Raw genomic sequence first — 19,928 nt, forward strand, 5'->3', positions numbered from 1 at the left:
GGATGCTGAATGCCGATTTTACTGTCTTCGGCGGATGTGTCGCGAGAAGAGCGTTTTGACTGGTTCGCAGATCTTGTCGGGCGCGCCATCGCGCCGACGGAGATCACCTATGACCGGTCGGGTGACTTCGCGGCTGATGCATCGGTGTTCACCTTCGGATCGGTGCAACTGTCGAATTTCTCGTACGCGCCGCTGCGGTCGCGCCGAACTTCGGAGCTCATACGGCGGGGAGATCCGGAGCAGTACCATCTGGCCCTGGTGACGGGGAGCCCCATGTGGCTCAACCAGCAGGGCAAGGAGTCGGGTCTGGTCACCGGTGGCATGGTGCTGTGGGACACCTCGTACCCCTATCTCTCCGGAGCCAGGAACGACGGAACCTCGGTACGATCACTGGTTCTGCAGATCTCCAAGCGGGCGGTCAGCCACACGCTGTCCAACAAACTCGACCACATGCTCGCCCGCACGATACCCGCCGACTGCGGCATGGGGGCGATCCTGGCCCAGTACATCTCGTCGCTGGCTGAACACGGCAGCGAACTGGCGGCGGATGAGCAGGGGCGCCTGGGGATCATCGCCACGGACCTTTTCAACGCATTCCTCGCGCAGTGCCTCGGTGCCGACGCGCCGCTTCCCCCCGAGTCACGCGAAGCCGTCCTGCGTGAGGAGATCAACCATTTCATCGACAGAAATCTCGGCGATCCCGATCTGACCCCCCGAATCATCGCCTCGCAGCACAACATTTCCCTTCGCCGCCTTCACCAGCTCTTCGAGGGGCAGAGCGAGAGCGTTGCCGCAGCCGTGCGTCATCGGCGGCTCAGCAAGTGCCGCGCCGACCTGGTCGACCCTCGGCTTCGCCACCTGCCCGTGTATGCCGTTGCGGCCCGCTGGGGTTTCGCGAGTGCCGCCGCCTTCAACCGGAGCTTCCGCCACGCCTACGGCATGACCCCCACCCACCTGCGCCGACAGTCCGGGGAGCAGGGCTGCGCGGCAAGTCAAGAAGGTCTGCACGGATGGCCAACCTTCGCTCCGTGATGCCTCGTAAGCTCCGGTCGAGGGGACGGCCGCAGCCTGCGGCGCCCCGCCGGGGGAGCCACCCGGCTCGCTCGCAGGCCTTTCCCGAGGGGGACGGAACGACGGCGAAGGGGATCACCGGCGCTGCCGGACGGCGCCTTCGCCGATCAGCTGTCGTGGAAGAGTCGCGGGCCATTGTTCCGGACCAGCCAGTTCCGGGAACGGGTGGCACTTCGGAAGGACTGCATCCACTGTCATGAGACCACTTTCCTCGATTTCCCCGGAGGCTCCGGAGGGGTCGGGGGAAGTGGCAGGGAGGGATCTTGACGAATAAGATTCGAGTAGTTTCGGTAATTTTCGCGATCTTTGCCGGAATATTCGGCATTGCTGCGCCCGCGCATGCCACCGGCAACTACGCCAGTGCTACGTACTTCTACGCTCCGGGAGCGTACGACGGTGTGAGCGGCTGCACCGTGACGATCATCGATGGTCCGGCAACCGGGACTTTCCTCTGCGGAAGCCAGCTCTCCCTTGCGCAGTGGGCTGACGGCCGCCTGGAGGTCAGTGGGCTCGGCACCGACCACGCCGTCTGGACCTCTTGGCAGACGAGCCCCGGCGGCTCCTGGGCCGCTTGGTCGAGCCTCGGCGGGCACGACCTCCAGTACCGCGTGTACTGGCCCAACTCCACGACGATCAGCTCCGTCGGCGGCGACAACCGCTGGTGGTGCCGCACGTACACCAGCGGTTGGGGCCCCTGGTACGCCTGCTGATTGCAGCTCTGCTCGACCCGCAAGCATGCTTCGGCCCCTGGAATCGGCGGACTCCAGGGGCCGAAGTGCGTTTCCCGGGCACCGACGGCCAGGCCGGACGTCCGCACCCCGAACGTCCGGGCCCATTCGCCCACGCTTCGGTGTTGGCCCACGGACGGGTGTCGGTGCCCGGGGCGGCCCGGGCCTCACCACCGGGTATCGGTGGCCGGTCAGTCGGTGAGCAGTCGTTCGATCCGGTCGAGGGCGCCGGCCAGGTCGCGGGGGCGGGGCAGGCCGGGCGGGCAGCGACTGTCCGTCCAGCCGGGCCCGGCGGGCAGCACCACCGGGCGGGATCGGGAGCCGCGGCCGCCCCAGGCGGTTTCGGCCGCGCGTCCGGCCAGCACCGGGTCGGCCGTCTGCCGGGCCTGGGACCACAGCAGGACGGCGGCGGGTCCGGTCCGCCCGACGGCCCCGAGGAGGGCCCCGGGCGGTACCGCCGGGCCGAACATCCGGAACGGCAGTCGGCGTTCGGCGAGCCCCGCGGCGACCGCCTCCAGCGGAAGGACGTGCAGCTCGGCGGGCATGCCGGCGAGCAGCGCCGGTCGGCCCGCCCGGACCGGCCCGGGTCGGTCGGCGATCCCGCGCAGGGCGGTCGAGACGTGCCAGGACAGCAGGTGCTCGACCTCGACGTACCGCTCGCCCTCGGCCGCCCACTTGCGGCCCGCCGCCCGCAGGGCGGGCATCATCACCTCGGTCCAGGCGGCGACCGCGCCGAGATCGGCGACCGCCCGGCGCAGGATCAGAGCCACCTCGGTGCTGTCGAGGCGAACGGCGGCCCTGGCCAGACCACGGCACTTCGGACGGACCGGCCCCACGGGCAGCGAACTGCTCCCGCCCGGGGCCCGGCGGACGGACTCTCCGGCCGGTGCCGTCGGGCCCGCCGGGCCGGTGCCCGCGGTTGCCGCCTCGCCCGCCGCCTCGCCCGCCGCCTCGTCGTCGGCGGAGTCGTCGGCGAAGTCGCCGCTCTCGCCGACGCCCGAGGGAGTGAACCCGGGTGGTCCCACGACCGGGGGTCGGGCGGTTCCGAGGGCCTGCCGGGCGGCCTCGCCGGGCGGCACGCCCCGGGCGGTGAGCCGGCACATCTCCTCCAGCACGGCGACGTCCTGCGGGCTCCAGCGGCGGTGGTGCCCGGGCTCCCGCCGCTCCGGGCCGATGCCGTAGCGCCGCTCCCAGGAACGGACGGTGGTCGGCGACACCCCGAGGTGGCGGGCCACCCCGCCGGTGGTCACACCCGCCCCGGCCACCCCTGCGGCCGTCGTGCCCGCGGCGGCGGTCGTGCCTGCCGCGGCGGGTGCCACCGGCCCGGTGGGTTCGACGGGCGGGGTGTGGCCGATCTGCGGGCTTGCCACCGTCACCAGCCGGCGATCCGGCCGACGGCGAAGCCGAGGCAGCTGAGCACCATCAGGGCGATCAGCAGCAGCGGGACCCAGCCGGGCCAGGCATTGTGCAGCTCGACGGATTCGGGGGTCGAGATCCCGGCGCAGGTGGAGGCCTCGCACTCGGGGGTTTCGGTGGGGGCGGGCCGGGCCGCCGGGGGAGTCGGCGGTGCGGTCGGCGGACGACGCACGGTGGGGTCGGTGAGTGCCATGGTGTCCTCCTGATCCTGAGGTCGTGGGCCGCCGGTCGGTCGACACCGTCGCGCCGGAGGGGCGGACAAGGCGGGTGCTCGGGGCCGGCGAGCGTCGCCGAGGGGCGACACCTCCAGCTTTCCGCGGCCCCGTCCCGACGGCAGCTCGCATCGTTTACGCATCGCATCGGATGGCTCGGATGGCATCGCACCGGCTCGCCCGGTGGCGTACGGGCCCGGCGTTCGCCGGGCTGTTGCCAGGGCGTCGGCGCGAAGCGGCGGGCGGTGGCCGGGTACCTGCCGGGGGCAGCCCGGGGCGGCGCGGTCTCAGGGTTCGACGGCCAGCTGGTCGCGCAGGCGGATCAGGCCGTCCCTGATCCGGGTCTTGACGGTGCCGAGCGGGGTGCCCAGGATGGCCGCGATCTGGGCCTGGGTGCAGCCGCCGTAGTAGGCGAGCGTCAGCGACTCCCGCTGCCCCTCGGTCAACGAGCCGAGCAGCCGCCGCACCCGCTCCTGCTCGAGGCGGAGTTCCACCTGCTCGGCGACCTCGTCGAAGACCGGTACGTACGAACGGACGGCGTCCAGCTGGTCCCGGTCGTGCGCGGCCTGGGCGGATCGGACCCGGTCGACGGCCCGGCGGTGGGCGATGGTGAGGGCCCAGGAGAGGACCGTGCCCCGTTCGGGGCGGTAGCTGCCGGCCGAACGCCACAGCTCCAGCATCACCTCCTGCGCCACCTCCTCGGACTGCGCCCGATCCCGCAGGACCCGTCCCACCACGCCGAGCACCGGCCCGGTCAGCCGGTCGTACAGGCGGTCGAAGGCGGTTTCGTCGCCCCGGGCGACCAGCGCCACCAGCGCGCGCAGGGCCGCACCGCGATCGGGCCGTCCGGGGGCGGCCGGGCCGGGGTGCGGGAGTTCCCGCGCGGGGCGGTACTGCGCCGGTGCGTTCACCGTGCCACCGTCACGCACGCGCCGATGCCGGGGCTACTTGCAGCGTTCCTGCATCGTCTTGGTCGGGTTCGTCGGCCGGGGGACAGGCAGGCCGGTTGCCCGGGCCCCGCCGGTGCCGTTCCCGCTGCGGCCCCGGCCGGGCCGGGGCCGAGAAATTCTGCGGAGGCCGGGGCGCGGCCCCCTCGGCGGCGGCGCGCCGGGCCCCGGAACCGGCTCCCGATCAGGCGGGCGGCGGCGTGTCCGGCCAGCGGGCGGACGGTTCGCCGGGAGCGACGGTGGCGCCGGCCAGGTCCACTGCGGCGCCGTGCCGGTGGCGCCGGGCGGCTTCGGTCCCGGCCTCGGTCGCCGCCGCGGCGAGTGCCTCCTCGGCGGTCGCGGCGCAGACGGTGAAGTGCTGGATGCCGCGCCGGCCCTCGTCGCCGACCGTGGTGAGGGTGACGCCCCAGCGGCGGTGCGGCAGGTCGAACCGGGGCCAGGGCTGCACCACGGGGTCGCAGGCCGGCGGCGGCGTCGCGTCCGGCTCCCAGACGGTCGCGGGCCGGCAGCCCTGCGCCGCGGGGTCGTCGGCGAAGGGGATCGGCGGTTTGGCGATCACGGGCGGCATTCCCTTCGAGGGGGCGGGCGTCGGGTGGGACGCTCACGGCTGTCCTGAGGAGTGGTGGCCGCAGCCCGCCCGGTCGGCGCGGGTGCGGTCGCGGTCGGTCGTCGGCGGTCGGCCCGGGTGACCCGGCCGGCGGGGTGGCCGGGCCACCCGGGCCCGTGGTCGGTTCAGCGGGCGGGGGTCGCGTTCCAGCTGTGTGCCACGTCGATCACCAGTCGGTTGTCGAGCTGGTAGACCCGGAACGGCAGGCGGGCCCGGACACCGAGACCGATCTGGGTCTGGCCTTCGAAGCTGGCTCCGAAGCGGGAGTCGACGAAGGTCCGGTAGCCGGCCAGGTTGACGCCGGGCAGCGGCTGGCCGCCCCGGCCCGGGTAGGTGGACGCACCCGTGGCGGGGTCGTAGGACGGCGCGTTGACCACGATCTCGATGATCGCGCCGCCGCGCACCGGCAGCACCTGGCCCGATCCGTCCTGGTGGAGGGTGGTGACGTACCGGACGTGGTAGCCGGCCGGCGCACCGGTCGAGGTGCCCGGTACGTCGAGGACCAGGCGGTCGTAGCAGGGGTGCGCGCCGGTGCGGATGTTCCGTAGCGGCTGCGAGTTGACGGAGTTGAGGTCCTTCGGCAGGCTCCCCCAGCCCACCGGGCAGAGCTCCGGGGCCGGCGCGGCTGCGGCCACCGCGCGGGTGGCGGGCGCCGCCGGGGTGGTGGCACCGGCGAGGGTGACCGGGACCGCGACAGTCGCGGCGAGAGCGAGTGCACCCGGGATGATGAACCAACGTCGCATGGCTGCCTCCTTGGGCAGTGCGTGAGTCTCTCACCCTAGGAGACGGCAGTACCGGAATGCACGGTTCCACTCCGGTGCCGCCGGTTCTTTCTGCTTCCGTCCGCCGCGGTGCGGGCCCCGCGCGGCAGGTACGCCGCCGGTGGGCTTCTGCCTCAGGGTCATCTGCGTGACGGTCACTTGCGCGGCGGTCGTCCGCGCGGTGGTCACCTGGGCGCCGGCCGGCGCCCAGGCGCCGCCGCCCGGGGCGGGAGGCGGCGTCAGGTGGTTCCGGCGGCCCGGGTGCGGGCGTAGTGGCGGGCGGCCCGGACCCGGTCGCCGCAGCGTTGCGAGCACCACTGCCGGGCGCCGTGGGTGCGTAGGAAGTACCGGATGCAGCCGGTGGCGCCGCAGGCGGCTACGGCCTCCGCGTGCGGGCCGCTGAGCAGTTCGGCGGCGTCGCGGGCGAGGCGGGTGAGTGCGGCGTCCAGTGGCGTGCCACCGGCCGGCCGGGACTCCAGCCGGGGGCCGTCCGCGGTGCCGTCCCAGTGCAGTCGGCCGGTGAAGGGGGTGGCCGCGAGCGCGCTGTTGAGCTCGGCCAGTGCCGCCGGGTCGGGGGCGTCGCCGGTCAGCCGCGCCGTGAACAGGTCGCGTACGCACTCGCGCAGCGCTCGCAGCCGCCCGGCCTCGCCGGGGGTGAGGGTGCGGCGGGTCGGCAGCAGGCCGCTGCCGGTCAGCCAGTCGAGGGCGGCGGCCGGTTCGGCCAGGTCGTCGAAGGCGCCGGTGGGGCGGATGGTCCGGGTGTTCACCAGCGCGAGGGCGGGGTGCTGGTCGGCGCCGGGGGCGGCGGGCAGCGGCTGGGGGGCGGCGCCGCCGGGCGCGGTGTGCGGGGTAGTCACATCTCTCACGGTACCTCTTGCTGTTCTCCGTGAGGAGGACTAGCGTCATTCTCACGTCAAACGGCCAACTATTCCGTGAGAGGTCCTCCTGATGCCCACATCCGCGCTGCCCGCCTCCGTGCTGTCCGTCCACGCCGTCGGCGGTCCCACCGCCGTCATCGAGTACGGCGGCTTGCGCCTGCTGACCGACCCCACCTTCGACGAGCCCGGCGACTACGTTCCCGAGCGCGGCCTGATCCTCAGCAAGCTCGCCCCGTCCGGGCTCGCCGCCGACCAGGTCGGCCCGGTCGACGCGGTCCTGCTCTCGCACGACCAGCACGCCGACAACCTCGACACCGCCGGCCGGCTCGCCCTGGCGAAGGCCCCTCTCACCGTCACCACGCCGGCCTCCGCCGCCCGTCTCGGCGCCGCGGCACGCGGCCTCGCCCCCTGGGAGTCCCTGGAGCTGGCCCGACCGGCCGGCGGGACGGTCGTCGTCACCGCCGTACCGGCCCGGCACGGCCCCGAGGGCTGCGAGCCCGTCACCGGCGACGTCACCGGGTTCGTGCTGACCGGCCCCGGCCTGCCCACCGTGTACGTGAGCGGCGACAACGCCTCGATGGGCAACGTCCGGGAGATCGCCCACCGGGTCGGCCCGGTGGACACCGCGCTGCTCTTCGCCGGGGCCGTTCGCACCCGCCTCTTCGGCGGCGCCCTGCTCACGCTCGACAGTGCGCAGGCCGCGGAGGCCACGGTCGTACTCGGCGCCCGCCGGGTCGTGCCCCTGCACTTCAACTCGTGGATGCACTTCACCGAGGGCGCGGCCCACCTGCGGGTCGCCTTCGAGGCGGCCGGTCTGGCCGACCGCCTGGTGCTGCTCGCGCCCGGTGAGTCCGCAGCCGTCTGACCTGCTGGAAACGAGATCTGACGGATCGTCGGGTTCGAGGGGCGGGCGCTCGCGGGGCTCGGCGGACCGCCGCACCGCTCCCCTGCGTCCCGCGTCCCCGCCCGCCGCCGGACCCGCCGCCCGCCGCCGTCGCGGCCGGGCGGCGGCGGCGCGAACTCCGGTCACGACGGGCCGGTTTGCCGGCCGGCCCCGGGCGACCGTTCGGGTGCCCAGGACCGGTGCCAGCGCCAGTGCGGACCCCTCTCGAAGCCCCCGCCGGGCCGGGTGCTAGCGTCGCGGGACACCTGGACGGTTGGGCGCACGGGGGTGGCCCGCACCTGAGCGCACACCCCGGACTGCCCGCCCCCACGCCCGGCACAGTGCCGGCCCCGGACACCGGAAGGTCTGCAGACTCCGTTGACGAACCTCAGCGCCCCACCAGACGGCGCCCCTCTCCCGACGCACCGCCGCAAGCGGCGACTTCGCATACCGATGGTGGTCGGAGCGGCCGTGGTCGCCTCCGCCACCACCTTCGCGCTGCTCGCCGACGCGGGCACCACCAAGGCCGCGGTGACCGGCCCCGACTCCCTGCAGCGCGGATTCGCCGACGCAGCCGGTGAGTTCCACGTACCGCAGAGCGTGCTGCTCGCCCTCTCGTACCAGCAGACCCGCTGGGAGTCGCACGGCGGCGAGCCCAGCACCACGGGCAACTACAACGTGATGGGGCTCACCCAGGTCGACCTCGCGGAGGTGGCCAAGGCGATCAAGTCGGGCCCCGGCCCGGAGGCCGACGGCCGGGGCGACGGAGCGCCGGTGCGCAAGGACCCGCCGCCGGTCGAGGTCAAGGACAGCCCCGCGCTGCACACCCTGGACAAGGCCGCCAAGCTGATCGGCCGGCCCGCCGGCCAGCTGAAGTCGGACCCGGTGCAGAGCGTGCGCGGTGCCGCGGCCCTGCTGGCGAAGTACCAGAAGGATGCCGGGCGCCCCGCCTCCGAGGACCCGGCCGCCTGGTACGAGGCGGTGGCCCGGTTCAGCGAGTCCACCGACAGCGCCGGCGGCAAGGCCTTCGCCGACCGGGTCTTCGACACCGTCAAGATCGGCGCCCGGCGCACCACGGCCGACGGCCAGCTGGTCGCCCTGGCGCCCGCGCCGGCCGTGCCGGCCGGCACCGACGTGGCCCTCACCCCGCGCGCCAGCGCCGACGGCCAGGGCACCGCCCCGGCGCCGTCCGCCAAGTCGAGCGGCGCACCGGCCCCCTCGGCCCCGTCCACCGCCAAGGCCACGCCCACCGCGCCGAAGAGCCCGGCCCGGGCCACCGGCAGCCCCGCCTCGCGGAGCGCGGCCGTGAGCCGCAGCGCGCTCGGCGCCGTGGAAGGGGCGGCCGACGCCACCCCGGAGTGCCCCGCCGCGCTGGGCTGCGACTACCGCCCGGCCGCCTACCAGCTGACCAACGCCGCCGACCCGACCTCGTACGGCAACTACAGCGTGGGCAACCGCCCGGCCGACGGCGACGCGATCCAGTACATCGTGATCCACGACACCGAGGGCGGCTTCGACGGGTCCATCGCGACCTTCCAGAACCCGACCACGCAGGCCAGCGCGCACTACATCGTGCGGTCCTCGGACGGCCACGTGAGCCAGCTGGTGAACACCAAGGACGTCGCCTGGCACGCGGGCAACAAGAGCGTCAACATGCACAGCATCGGCGTCGAGCACGAGGGCTACGCCTTCCCGACCACCAAGCCCACCTGGTACTCGGAGCAGCTCTACCAGTCCTCGGCCACCCTGGTCCGCTACCTGGCGGACCGCTTCGGCGTGCCGCTGGACCGGCAGCACATCATCGGCCACGACGACGTGCCCGGCCCGACCGAGGCCCTGATGTCCGGCATGCACTGGGACCCGGGAACGTTCTGGGACTGGAACCACTACCTGGACCTGCTCGGTGCGCCGGTCCAGGCCAACACCGGCGGCCCGCTGCTGGCCGGCGGCAAGGTCACCATCGCGCCGGCCTTCGACGCGAGCAACACCCCGCCGGTCGACGGCACCGCGGCCCGGCCGCAGAACTTCGTCTACCTGCGCACCCAGCCCGCCGCCGACGCGCCGCTGGTGAACGGCGGCACCACCCAGGCCGCCGACGTCCGCGCCAAGGCGGTGGCCGGCACCAGCTTCGTGGTCGCCGAGCAGCAGGGCGACTGGACGGCGGTCTGGTACGGCGGCAAGAAGGCCTGGTTCGCCAACCCGGGCGGCCGGGCGGGCACGGCCGACAACCGCACCGGGCAGACCGTGCTGACCCCGCGCCAGGGCCTCAGCTCGGTGCCGGTCTACGGCCGGTTCTACCCCGAGCTGTCCAAGTACCCGGCCGGGATCGACACGTCGAACCTGACCCCGGCCCCGTACACCAGCGTCTCGGTGCCGGCCGGGCAGTCCTACCTCGCGCTCGGGCCCGAGCCGGTGAAGGGCGACTACTACTACACCCAGAACATCAACGGCGACGCGCCCAACGACCGCACGCTGGTCGTCGGCGACGAAACCTACTACCCGATCCGCTACAACCACCGGCTGGCCTACCTCAAGGCGAGCGACGTCGAGGTGCGCAGCGCCGTGACGCCGCCGCCGAGCGGCTACACGCCCGCCGGTCCGACCCGGCTGCTGGACACCCGTGACGGTACGGGTGGCCGGTCGGGCAAGGTGGGCGGCGGCCAGTCGGTCGTGCTGCAGGTCGCCGGGGCTCCGCTCGGCGGCGGCAAGTCGGTGCCGGCCGATGTGACAGCGGTGGTGCTGAACGTGACGGCGACCGACCCGACCGCGCCGAGCTTCGTCGCGGTGTACCCGGACGGTCAGCCGCGCTCCTCGGCGTCGAACCTCAACTTCACCGCGGGGCAGACGATTCCGAACCTGGTCGTGGTCCCGGTGATCAACGGGAAGGTCGACCTGTACAACAACTACGGCGACGTCCACCTGATCGCCGACATCACCGGGTACTACTCGCCGAACGGCACCTCGAAGCTCTCCACCGCCGGCCCGGCGCGGCTGCTGGACACCCGTGACGGTACGGGTGGCCGGTCGGGCAAGGTGGGTGGTGGCCAGTCGGTCGTGCTGCAGGTCGCCGGGGCTCCGCTCGGTGGCGGCAAGTCGGTGCCGGCCGATGTGACGGCGGTGGTGCTGAACGTGACGGCGACCGACCCGACCGCGCCGAGCTTCGTCGCGGTGTACCCGGACGGTCAGCCGCGCTCCTCGGCGTCGAACCTCAACTTCACGGCGGGGCAGACGATTCCGAACCTGGTCGTGGTCCCGGTGATCAACGGGAAGGTCGACCTGTACAACAACTACGGCGACGTCCACCTGATCGCCGACATCAGCAGCTACTACACCACCGGCGGAGGCTCGTCCTTCGTCAGCGCGGGCCCGACCCGGCTGCTGGACACCCGCAACGGCACCGGCGCCCGGGCCGGCAAGCTCCAGGGCGGCCAGTCGCTGGCCCTCCAGGTGACCGGCCGCTCCGGCGTCCCGGCCAACGTCACGGCGGTGGTGCTGAACGTGACGGCGACCGACCCGACCGCGCCCAGCTTCGTCGCGGTGTACCCGGACGGTCAGCAGCGGACCTCGGCGTCGAACCTCAACTTCACGGCGGGGCAGACGATTCCGAACCTGGTCGTGGTCCCGGTGATCAACGGGAAGGTCGATCTCTACAACAACTACGGCGACGTCCACCTGATCGCGGACGTGGCCGGGTACTACACGGCGGGCTGACCCACCGCCACCACCGGTCGGGGCCGGCTCCTGGGGATCACCCCCGGGGGCCGGCCCCGCGCCGTTCGCCGGGTCGGCCCGCACCCCGACCGGTCGCGGGCGCACCCGCGTCCTCCCACCCGTCGTCAACAGGCGTGCGGGGCGCCGTTCGCCCCCGGACGGGGACGGCGGCGCCGCCGTCGGCCCGCCCCCGTCCCGCTCGGCACCGTCCCCACCGGGTAACACCTTCGTCACCCGGCTGGATCGGAGCGTCATGTACTCGCTACGGTGGCCCGCGAACGTATCACCGGACACATCCGCACTCACGGGGGCAACATTGGTTAGGGCACCAGAACCGGGCGGCTCGGGGTTCCGCGTCCAGCCCGGCGAACTGGACGGAGCCGGGCAGACCGCCAAGCAGACGGCGGAACTGATCCCGGGGGAGACCAAGGGCGTGCTCGGCGCGTCCGACAAGGCCGAGGGCAGCCTCAAGGGCTGGAGCACCGGCGCCGAACTCAACTCCTGCACCGACTCCTGGCGGGCCCTGCTGGACTCGCTGTCCGCCGAGATGGACCGGCAGGGCGAGAACCTGGTCAAGACCGCGAAGAACTACCGCGACTCCGACCAGAAGACCGGCGGCGATCTCGGCAGCATCGGGCAGGGCACCGGCGGACCGGAGTTCGCCAGGAGCGGCGGCGGTGGCGCCGCCGGGGACAAGCTGTCGACCATGTCCGCGTTCGCGGACACCGGCATGGCCCGGGGCGGCGCCGAGACCGGCTCGACCCGGCCCACCCTGGGCGACCCGCCGTGGGCGCACACCTTCCCGCCGCCCAAGGACGGGGACGCGCCGTGGAAGATGCCGACGATCACCGGCGACCCCGACCCCGGCTTCCACGCCCCGCCCGGCCTCGGCGCCTCCGCCACCGAGCTGCCCGTCCCGGGCCCGGCCGAGCGAGCCCGCATCGACGCTGAGCGCTTCGGCCCGAACGCCCAGTCCCCGCAAGGAATCTGACCATGGACATCGCCACCCTGCGGGATGCCAGGCCCGCCGACCTCTACGACGCCGCCACCGCGTACGACAAGTTGGCGGAGAACTTCGGCAGGCACGCCGACAGTTGGAAGGACGGTGTCGACACCCGCGTCAAGAACTCGCAGTGGACGGGCAGCGCCGCCGACCAGGCCGAGACCAGCCTGTCCCAGACCACCGCCAAGCTGTCCGCCGCCCGGATCGAACTCGGAATGATCGGCCCCGTCCTGCGCGACGGCGCCGAGGCCTTCCTGCTCGCCCAGTCCAAACTGCTGGACGCGCTGGACGAGGCCAAGGCCGGCGGCTACACCGTCACCGACGACGGCGGCGTCTCCTGGCCGCCGGCCAGCCCCGGCGAGCGGCACGACCCGGACTTCCAGAACCCGGCCGTCAAGGGCCACCAGATCTCCGACCGGATCACCGGCGCGCTCTCCGAGGCGGCCCACGCCGACGAGGTGATCACCCAGCGTCTGCGGCACTACACCGACAACGCCAAGAGCGGCGCCGGACTCGACCTCGGGACCGCCACCACCGAACTCACCAGCAAGATGATGAACATCTTCGGCGGCGAGGAGGACCTCCTCGCCAAGGGCATGCCCGCCGCGAACGCCTCACCCACCGAGGTCAACTCCTGGTGGAACGGCCTCACCGCGGACGAGCAGCAGCGCCTGGTCAAGGACCACCCGGACCTGATCGGCAACCGCGACGGCATCCCGGCGGAGGCCAGGAACACCGCCAACCGGGCCGTCCTGCCGGGCCTCATCAAGGACCTGGAGAACAAGCCGAACCGCACCGAGGACGAGCAGACCAAGCTGGACGGCTTCAAGAAGATCCAGGGCCGGCTCGCCGAGGAGGACGGCAAGGGCAACCCGCCGGTCTTCCTGATGGCCATCGGCACCGAGGGCCAGGGCCGGGCCGCCATCTCCTTCGGCAACCCGGACACCGCCGACGACGTGGTCGCCTACGTGCCCGGCCTCGGCACCAAGGTCGGCGACGTCGGCGGCAAGGACGGCAACCGAGCCAAGGACCTCTGGACGGAGGCCCAGAAGGCCGACCCGTCCCGCAGCACCGCCTCCATCACCTGGCTCGGCTACGACGCCCCGCAGCTCAAGGGCGCCGAGCAGGAGACCCTGGCGGTGGCCGGCACCCAGCGGGCCGAACAGGGCGGCGCCGGCTACCAGCAGTTCCTGCAGGGCCTGCGCAGCACCCACGACGGCACCCCCGCCCACGTCACCGCCCTCGGCCACAGCTACGGCTCGCTGACGGTCGGCCAGGCCGCCCAGCGTCCGGGCGGCATCCCCGCCGACGACATCATCCTGGTCGGCAGCCCGGGCACCGGCGCCCAGAAGGCCGACCAGCTCGGCGTCGGCGCCCAGCACGTCTGGGTGGGCTCCGCCGAGCACGACCCGGTCACCCACCTGCCGAGCCACTCCGAGACCAACGGCATGCTCGGCGGCGCCGGCATCGGCTTCGTCACCGGAGGCATCCCCGGCGCCCTCGTCGGCGGCGTCATCGGCGACCAGGTCGGCAAGTCCGGTGACCCGCACGAACTCTGGTTCGGCCAGGACCCGGCGAGCAGCGAGTTCGGCGGCCGCCGGTTCGACGTGGCGGACGGCGAGTGGAAGCACTCGCACTCCGACTACTGGAACCAGGACTCCGGCGGCAGCGGGGGCAACTCGCTGCGCAACCTCGGCAGCATCGTCTCCGGTCACGGCGACCGCGTGAACCTTCAGGACCCCCGATGAACCACCGTGCACTTCGCGCCGTAGCCGCGCTCGCCGTCACCGCCCTGCTGGTCGGCGGCTGCTCCTCGGCCGGCGCGGACACCGAGAAGAAGAGGACCCCGAGCATGGACGCCTCCGCGGCCCGGACCAAGATCGACGCTCTGCTGGACGGCACCACCAAGGCCATCGTCCCGGCTGTCCAGTTCAGCGACGACGCCTACACCAGCAGCGAGAACACCGAAGGGATGAACGACCGCCCGGACGGCACCACGCACCTGTCCAAGAACCGCTACGTGATGACCAAGGTCTCGCAGGCCAAGTACGGCGCCCTGCTCGGGCTGGTCGAGCGGTACTGGAAGTCCCAGGGCTACACCATCACCAGCGTCAACTCCGACGACCGGATGCCGGCCATCGACGCCCAGGCCGCGGACGGCGTGGGCGTGCACATCCAGATCGGGTTCCCCGGCAACGTGACCCTGTCGGCCGGCGTCGGCGCGGTCGAGGACCCGAAGACCCGCTACCCGTTCGGTCCCGGCACCCCGTTGCCCACCGACGCCAAGGGCAACCAGGACCTGCTGCCCAAGGTGGACGACCCGTTCTGGTCGCACTGACCGCGGAGCCGTCCGGCTGACCGCGGGGCCGTCCGGACCGGTCGCCCCGCGTGGCCGGTCCGGACGGCGCAGCCGCCCCCGTCGCCCTTCGGCGGCGGGGGCGGGTGCGTTTTCGTGCCGGGGGCCGGTCCGCTTCGCTGCGCCGTCCGCACAACCGCACCCCGCGCGCGAGGGACCGTGACCGGGGTCAGCGGCCGAACTTCGCAAGGGCGGCCGGGGTCACCGGGGTGAAGAAGTTGACCAGGTTGCCGTCGGGGTCGCGCAGGAGCAGCGACCGGTTGCCCCAGGGCATCGTGGTGGGTGCGGTGACGAAGTCACTGACGAAGCCGGCAAGGTTCCCGTACACCTCGTCCACGTCGTCGACGAGGAATTCGATGATCACGCTGTGGTTGTCCGCCGGGCGGCCGGAGCCCGGCGCGAAGAGGGGGACGGTGCGCGTACCGGCGACGGCGAGGGTGGCTCCGGGGGTGCGGAGTTCGGCGAAGTCCTCGGTGGCCCAGGCAGCCGGCATGCCGGTGGCCTGCTCGTAGAAGGTGACGAGGCGCTTGACGTCGCCGGTGATGACGCGGATCGAGACGAAGTCCATGATGTTCTCCCGGATGGGCGGAGTTGCTGTCCTGGGCAGGCTAGGTCGGATAGTGGACAGTTTCGGTCCGGTATCTGTCCTGGCCTCGATCGTGCATGAGGTCCCTCGGATTTCCGGCGGGCCCTCTCTGCGGTCCCGGCGGCACTGGCGGCGTCCTTCCTGCCCGGCGACGCCCTGGACCCTTCACGAGTCCTGTCGTCCCAGGTCAGAGGTCTCTCTGTGGTCCTGGCCATCCGTTGGACAGTCGGCTCGTCGAAGCGCGGGAGTAGGCTCCGGACATGTCTCGACCTACCGGGCGCGTGCTGACCCTCCTGGAACTGCTGCAGTCGGGCGGGGTCCGGACGGTGGCCGAACTCGCCGACCGGCTCGGCGTCGACGGGCGGACCGTGCGGCGCTACGTGGGCCAGTTGCTGGATCTCGATGTACCGGTGGAGGTCGTGCGGGGCCGCTACGGCGGGTACCGGATCGGACCCGGCTACCGATTGCCCCCGCTCATGCTCAGCGACGACGAGGCGCTCGCCGTGCTGCTCGGGCTGGCCGCCGGCCGCCGGGCGGGGGCGGTGACGGCGGCGGACACCGCGAGCTGGACGGCGGCGGCGAAGATTCGCCGGGTACTGCCCACCCGCCTGGCCCGCCGGCTCGGTACCGTGCTGGAGTCCCTCGCCTTCACCACGCCGCCCGGGGCGTCCGCCGAGCCGGTGGCCGAGCCGGACGCCGAGGTCCTGCTCACCGTCGCCGACGCGGTACGCCACCGGCGGCCGATCATGATCAGATACACCGACCGCTTCGGGGAGCGCAGCGAGCGCGTGCTGCACGCGTACGGGATCGTCGTCCATGAGGGCCGGTGGTACGTCACCGGCCGGGATCCCGGGATCGGCGAGGACGGCGCCGGTGGGGACAGGGACGGGGGCGCGGCCGGTGCGGACCGCACCTTCCGGCTGGACCGCATCGCCGGTGCGAGGCCCCTGGCCGGCTCGTTCGAGGTCCCCGCCGGGTTCGATCCGGCACAGCACGTGCTGACGGGCTTCGCCACGGCCGCCTACCGGTACGAGGTGACCTTGCGGATCCACGGGACGGTCGGTCAGATCCGCGCCCGACTGCCGACCGCCGTCGCGACCCTGGACGAGGCCACGCCGCCCGGGGCGTCCGCCGACCCGGGCGCCGAGCGGTGGCGGCGGGTCGAACTACGTGTGGAGGAACTCGACCGGCTGCCACCAGTGCTCGCCTCGCTCGACCGGCCGTTCGTGATCGAGCGCCCCGACGAACTGCGTCACCTCGTCACCGCGCTCGCCGACCGCCTCAGGTCCTGTGCCCGCGAGGTCTGACACCGGCGGACCGGTGCACGGGAGGGGCCTCCGACGCTGCGGCCGGACCGGGACGGCGGTCCGGCCTGCCGTCCGTCGCCCCGGCCTGTCGTGCCGCCTGTCGTGCCGCCTGTGCTCCCACGAAGGCAGGCGTCGCCGGGCGGGGTGTCCCCGGTGGGGCGTTCCCAGTGGGCCGGGCAGCGCCTCAGCCCCGCCGGTGGCCACCCGTACGCGCCGCTGTTCCCGCGGCTGTTCCCGGCGCCGTTCGCGCCGCCGGGCAGGCGGCCGTACGCCGGGTCGGGCGCGGCGAAGGGGTCGGCCGAGCCGGGCCCGCTCGGAGGCGGGCCGGACACGTCGGAGGGTACGGGGCCCCCGAGCGGCGCGGCGAAGGGGTCGGCCGGTGGCTGAGCGGTCGGAGCGACCACGGGGGGCTCTTCGGTGGTGTCCGGCACGGTGGCTGTCCCCCGGGCTGGTGGGTCGGCTGCGGCCTCGGCGGACCGCCGGGCGAATACAGCTGATCATCTGACCGGTGATCGACCGCGCTACCCGCGCGATCTGCGGCCACGGCGGTGACTCGGGGAACCGGGTGCCGCGGGGGCGACGTCCACCAGGAGTACGCGCGGGTGCCCGGCGGGCCGTTCGGGAGCGCCATGTTCGAAGGAGCAGCACGGATGACGGGAAGGGCCACCCGGTACCTCTACCTCGCCCGGCACGGCGAGGCCGACTCGGAGTCGGAGGACGGCGCCTTGACGGCGAACGGCCGCCGGCAGGCGGTTCTGCTCGGCCGACGCCTTCGCGATCGCCCCGTCTCCGTGCTGCACCACGGTCCGCTGCCGCGCGCGGCGCAGACCGCGGGGCTGATCGCCGAGCAACTGGACGGCGTCGCCAAGCAGGTCTCGGACGCCGCCGGGGACTACGTTCCGCACCTGCCCGAGAGGGACGAACTACCACCCGACAGCGCCGACTTCCTCCTGCGCTTCCTCGACGGGGTCACACCCGAGGAGCGGGAGACCGGCCGGCTGCTGGCACGTCAGGCCCTGGACCTGTTCACCGGCCCGGTGCCCGGCGACGAGGACCGGCACCAACTCGTCGTCACCCACGGCTTCCTGGTCGGCTGGCTGGTCCGGCACGCCATGGAGGCCCCGGGCTGGCGCTGGCTCGGCCTCAACCAGGGCAACGCCGCCCTGACCGTCATCCGCTACCCGCCGGGCCGGCCGGCCTCCGTCCTCCTCCACAACGACACCCGACATCTGCCGGACGAACTGCGCTGGACCGGCTTCCCGCCCGAACTACGACTGTGAGGCGGGGCCGGGTGGGGCCGGGCGGGGCCGGGTGGGGCCCGGCCGCCGGCCGGGTCACCAGGTCGGCGCCGGCACGGTGGTGATGCCGAGGGTGCTCTGCATCGGCAGCAGGCCGGCCTGGATCACGCCCAGGAAGAAGGGCACCATCAGCTCCATGAACCGCTCCGAACGCTCGGTGCCCAGCGCCTCCCAAGGGCCGGCCGCCAGCTGGTCGGTGAGGCGCTCGACCTCGTTGCGGCCGGCCCGGCCGGTGTCGGTGACCAGGCCCTCGGCATCCAGCCAGCCGCGGGTGGCGAGCCGGTCCCGGGCGGCGGACCACTCCTCGTCCGTCCAGCCACGGCCGGCGAAGTTCTCGGCCGGGGCGGCACCGACCGCGGCGAAGGAGACCAGTGACTCGCACGGGTCGAGTCCGGCGGTCAGCAACGCGGCCAGATGCCCGTCGCCGCGGTGCTCCCGCAGCACGGTGAGAGCCTGCCAGAGCGCCAGATGGGGTTCGTCCGGCCAGGGCAGGGCCGCGTTGGCGGCGGCGAGCGGCCGCCCGGCGGTCACGGCGGCCTCCGCCGCCAGCCGGGCCAGGCCCACCAGTTCGGTGAACTCGGCAGTCGCCAACTGTCCCTCGAACAGGCCCTGGTAGATGGCGTCCACCGACCGCAGCCGGGCCTCCAGCACCTTCGCCGGGTCCGCCACCGCCCAGGCCTGCGGGACGTACCTGGCCACCGCCGCGGGGCTGAAGCTGTAACAGACCGCGGTGGCCAGCTCCTTGCTCGCGGCGCCCAGCGGGGCCGTCCGCCAGGCGAAGTAGCTCGACCAGCGCTCGCCGAGGTCGTACCCCAGGGCGCCGGCCTCGGCGGCCGCCTCCGGTGCGAAGTAGAGCACGGCGTGCATCGGTTCCAGGTGGTGCCAGGCGCGGCGCGGCAGCGCACGGTCGAGCGGCATGAGTGGTCCTCCTGGGGTGGCGACGGGTCGGTGACCGATCGAACACCACCGGGGGCCGCATGTCCAGCGACGACGGACGCGGTGGTCGGGTCGGCGTTCGAGGTGCACCGTCCAGCCTTCGCAGGTTCTGGCGACCGAATATGACGATGCGTCGGCCGGGCCGGGCCGCCGGTCCCGACTGTGCCCGGGCAGGCCGGCACCGCCCGGCTCACCGGCGGTCCGTACCGCCGCTGCCGTCGTCGCGGACGGCATCACCGGAGACGCCGACGCCGGACGCCGTGCCGTCGGACGCCGTGACGCCGGATGCTGCGAAGTCGGACGTCGTCATGCCCGATGCTGGGCCGCCGGCCGCCGTGTCGCCCTGTACCGGACCGGCGGCCCGGTGCCCCGTCCGGAGCCGGGCGACGACGTGTTCCGCCACCAGCAGGTTGAGCAGCCAGGACGCCCAGGCGCCGCTCCCGTACGCCTGGCCGAAGGGGACCCCGGCGGCCGCGAAGCCCGAGATCCACAGTCGGAAGGTGACCCCGGTGAAGATCAGGGCGTAGGACCTGATCATCCAGATCTGATGGCGCGCCACCGCACCGCGCCGGATCGAGACGAACGCCGCCACCGTCGCCACCAGGAGCAGCACGGCCAGGGCGGCGAACCCGAGCGGCGCGATCGGGCCGAACAGCCCCTTCGGCACCAGCAACAGGCCGCCCGCGGCCGTGGCCAGCGCGCTGACCAGGTACACCCGGCCGATCAGGCGGTGCACGACGGGCCGGCGGGTCCGCAGACGCTGCGGGAACTGCCACGGCCCGAGGACCAACGCCACCACGCCACCGCCGACATGGAGCATCAGCGGGGCCAGGTCGGCGAGGTAGGTCACCCGCTGCTCCGGCAGGAAGGAGTCGGGGTCGAGGGTGAAGTAGCGGGCGGAGAGCAGGCCGATCGCGGTCGCCGAGGCGGTGATCGCGATCCACCCGGCCCGGCGCAGCCCGCCGGCCACCGGCGGACCGTGGCGGCGGGGATCGGCCGGGACGTCGGCGGACGCGGCGGGGGAGTTCATGGCGGGATTCATGCCGGGGACGCTACGGAGCGGGCGGTGCCGCCGGCGTCCCCCGCCCGGGGACCGCACCCGTACCGGCAGCGGGGTACCCGCCGTCCTCCTACCCCGGCGGGGGTACGGCCGTCGTACCCCCGGGGGGCGATGTGCGGCGCGCCCCGCGCCGCTAGGGTCCGGAGCGGTCACCGCTGTTGCGGTGCG

Annotated in this window: 18 protein-coding genes; 9 read left to right on the forward strand and 9 right to left on the reverse strand. The window is 73.6% G+C overall.

What is annotated here, in order from left to right; translation table 11 throughout:
* Positions 1-9: 9 nt before the first annotated feature.
* Together OG689_RS38480 and OG689_RS38485 are read left to right on the forward strand one after the other, a co-directional pair.
* Positions 10-1,032 (forward strand): helix-turn-helix domain-containing protein, encoded by a 1,023-nt coding sequence (locus tag OG689_RS38480; protein WP_266326276.1) that lies wholly within the window; start codon positions 10-12, stop codon positions 1,030-1,032.
* Positions 1,033-1,334: 302 nt separating this feature from the next.
* Complete coding sequence (locus OG689_RS38485) at positions 1,335-1,781, forward strand: hypothetical protein (protein WP_266326277.1); 447 nt, start codon at positions 1,335-1,337, stop codon at positions 1,779-1,781.
* A 209-nt stretch (positions 1,782-1,990) separates the two neighbouring features.
* Here OG689_RS38485 and OG689_RS38490 read toward each other — a convergent pair whose 3' ends face one another.
* From OG689_RS38490 to OG689_RS38515, 6 genes are all read right to left on the reverse strand, one after another.
* Positions 1,991-3,064 (reverse strand): MerR family transcriptional regulator, encoded by a 1,074-nt coding sequence (locus tag OG689_RS38490; RefSeq protein ID WP_266327744.1) that lies wholly within the window; start codon positions 3,062-3,064, stop codon positions 1,991-1,993.
* Between the two features lie 107 nt (positions 3,065-3,171).
* The gene (locus tag OG689_RS38495) at positions 3,172-3,408 is read right to left on the reverse strand and encodes a hypothetical protein (RefSeq protein WP_266326279.1); all 237 of its coding nucleotides are present in this window, start codon (positions 3,406-3,408) and stop codon (positions 3,172-3,174) included.
* Between the two features lie 306 nt (positions 3,409-3,714).
* Positions 3,715-4,338 carry an ECF RNA polymerase sigma factor SigK gene (sigK, locus tag OG689_RS38500; RefSeq protein WP_266326281.1) on the reverse strand — a complete coding sequence of 208 codons (624 nt, stop codon included), beginning with the start codon at positions 4,336-4,338 and terminating at the stop codon, positions 3,715-3,717.
* 220 nt (positions 4,339-4,558) lie between these two features.
* Complete coding sequence (locus OG689_RS38505) at positions 4,559-4,933, reverse strand: hypothetical protein (protein WP_266326283.1); 375 nt, start codon at positions 4,931-4,933, stop codon at positions 4,559-4,561.
* A 173-nt stretch (positions 4,934-5,106) separates the two neighbouring features.
* The gene (locus OG689_RS38510; protein ID WP_266326285.1) at positions 5,107-5,724 is read right to left on the reverse strand and encodes a hypothetical protein; all 618 of its coding nucleotides are present in this window, start codon (positions 5,722-5,724) and stop codon (positions 5,107-5,109) included.
* A 257-nt stretch (positions 5,725-5,981) separates the two neighbouring features.
* Positions 5,982-6,599, reverse strand: a complete 618-nt coding sequence (locus OG689_RS38515) for a CGNR zinc finger domain-containing protein (RefSeq protein ID WP_266326287.1) — start codon at positions 6,597-6,599, stop codon at positions 5,982-5,984.
* 91 nt (positions 6,600-6,690) lie between these two features.
* Here OG689_RS38515 and OG689_RS38520 point away from each other — a divergent pair, with 91 nt between their 5' ends.
* The 5 genes from OG689_RS38520 to OG689_RS38540 all read left to right on the forward strand — a co-directional run bounded on the left by OG689_RS38520 (position 6,691) and on the right by OG689_RS38540 (position 14,555).
* Positions 6,691-7,485 carry an MBL fold metallo-hydrolase gene (locus OG689_RS38520; RefSeq protein WP_266326289.1) on the forward strand — a complete coding sequence of 265 codons (795 nt, stop codon included), beginning with the start codon at positions 6,691-6,693 and terminating at the stop codon, positions 7,483-7,485.
* 471 nt (positions 7,486-7,956) lie between these two features.
* On the forward strand, positions 7,957-11,214 hold the full coding sequence (locus OG689_RS38525) for an N-acetylmuramoyl-L-alanine amidase (protein WP_266326291.1): 3,258 nt from the start codon (positions 7,957-7,959) through the stop codon (positions 11,212-11,214).
* Positions 11,215-11,530: 316 nt separating this feature from the next.
* The gene (locus tag OG689_RS38530; protein ID WP_266326293.1) at positions 11,531-12,205 is read left to right on the forward strand and encodes a hypothetical protein; all 675 of its coding nucleotides are present in this window, start codon (positions 11,531-11,533) and stop codon (positions 12,203-12,205) included.
* Between the two features lie 2 nt (positions 12,206-12,207).
* On the forward strand, positions 12,208-13,965 hold the full coding sequence (locus OG689_RS38535) for an alpha/beta hydrolase (protein ID WP_266326295.1): 1,758 nt from the start codon (positions 12,208-12,210) through the stop codon (positions 13,963-13,965).
* Positions 13,962-14,555 (forward strand): hypothetical protein, encoded by a 594-nt coding sequence (locus tag OG689_RS38540; protein ID WP_266326298.1) that lies wholly within the window; start codon positions 13,962-13,964, stop codon positions 14,553-14,555. The genes OG689_RS38535 and OG689_RS38540 overlap by 4 nt, the downstream gene beginning before the upstream one ends.
* 187 nt (positions 14,556-14,742) lie before the next feature.
* On the opposite strand, the gene OG689_RS38545 is transcribed toward OG689_RS38540, so the two are convergent.
* Positions 14,743-15,141 carry a VOC family protein gene (locus OG689_RS38545; protein WP_266326300.1) on the reverse strand — a complete coding sequence of 133 codons (399 nt, stop codon included), beginning with the start codon at positions 15,139-15,141 and terminating at the stop codon, positions 14,743-14,745.
* A gap of 278 nt (positions 15,142-15,419) precedes the next feature.
* Between OG689_RS38545 and OG689_RS38550 the strand changes: the two genes are divergently transcribed.
* Complete coding sequence (locus OG689_RS38550; RefSeq protein ID WP_266326302.1) at positions 15,420-16,466, forward strand: WYL domain-containing protein; 1,047 nt, start codon at positions 15,420-15,422, stop codon at positions 16,464-16,466.
* Positions 16,467-17,116: 650 nt separating this feature from the next.
* Positions 17,117-17,746, forward strand: a complete 630-nt coding sequence (locus OG689_RS38555; RefSeq protein ID WP_266326304.1) for a histidine phosphatase family protein — start codon at positions 17,117-17,119, stop codon at positions 17,744-17,746.
* Positions 17,747-17,800: 54 nt separating this feature from the next.
* Here the strand turns inward: OG689_RS38555 and OG689_RS38560 are convergent, their stop codons facing one another.
* Both OG689_RS38560 and OG689_RS38565 read right to left on the reverse strand, forming a co-directional pair.
* Positions 17,801-18,682, reverse strand: a complete 882-nt coding sequence (locus OG689_RS38560; protein ID WP_266326306.1) for a hypothetical protein — start codon at positions 18,680-18,682, stop codon at positions 17,801-17,803.
* 208 nt (positions 18,683-18,890) lie between these two features.
* Positions 18,891-19,742, reverse strand: coding sequence for a DUF2306 domain-containing protein (locus OG689_RS38565; RefSeq protein ID WP_266326308.1), 852 nt, complete (start codon positions 19,740-19,742; stop codon positions 18,891-18,893).
* Between the last annotated feature and the right edge of the window lie 186 nt (positions 19,743-19,928).

This window comes from Kitasatospora sp. NBC_00240 (assembly GCF_026342405.1).
GTDB lineage: Bacteria > Actinomycetota > Actinomycetes > Streptomycetales > Streptomycetaceae > Kitasatospora.

Excerpts from the sequence above, each read along its gene's own strand:
- OG689_RS38480 (WP_266326276.1), top strand. The coding sequence starts at position 10 with ATGCCGATTTTACTGTCTTCGGCGGATGTGTCGCGAGAAGAGCGTTTT.
- OG689_RS38495 (WP_266326279.1), bottom strand. The coding sequence starts at position 3,408 with ATGGCACTCACCGACCCCACCGTGCGTCGTCCGCCGACCGCACCGCCG.
- OG689_RS38510 (WP_266326285.1), bottom strand. The coding sequence starts at position 5,724 with ATGCGACGTTGGTTCATCATCCCGGGTGCACTCGCTCTCGCCGCGACT.
- OG689_RS38520 (WP_266326289.1), top strand. The coding sequence starts at position 6,691 with ATGCCCACATCCGCGCTGCCCGCCTCCGTGCTGTCCGTCCACGCCGTC.
- OG689_RS38525 (WP_266326291.1), top strand. The coding sequence starts at position 7,957 with ATGGTGGTCGGAGCGGCCGTGGTCGCCTCCGCCACCACCTTCGCGCTG.
- OG689_RS38535 (WP_266326295.1), top strand. The coding sequence starts at position 12,208 with ATGGACATCGCCACCCTGCGGGATGCCAGGCCCGCCGACCTCTACGAC.
- OG689_RS38540 (WP_266326298.1), top strand. The coding sequence starts at position 13,962 with ATGAACCACCGTGCACTTCGCGCCGTAGCCGCGCTCGCCGTCACCGCC.
- OG689_RS38545 (WP_266326300.1), bottom strand. The coding sequence starts at position 15,141 with ATGGACTTCGTCTCGATCCGCGTCATCACCGGCGACGTCAAGCGCCTC.
- OG689_RS38550 (WP_266326302.1), top strand. The coding sequence starts at position 15,420 with ATGTCTCGACCTACCGGGCGCGTGCTGACCCTCCTGGAACTGCTGCAG.
- OG689_RS38555 (WP_266326304.1), top strand. The coding sequence starts at position 17,117 with ATGACGGGAAGGGCCACCCGGTACCTCTACCTCGCCCGGCACGGCGAG.
- OG689_RS38560 (WP_266326306.1), bottom strand. The coding sequence starts at position 18,682 with ATGCCGCTCGACCGTGCGCTGCCGCGCCGCGCCTGGCACCACCTGGAA.
- OG689_RS38565 (WP_266326308.1), bottom strand. The coding sequence starts at position 19,742 with ATGAATCCCGCCATGAACTCCCCCGCCGCGTCCGCCGACGTCCCGGCC.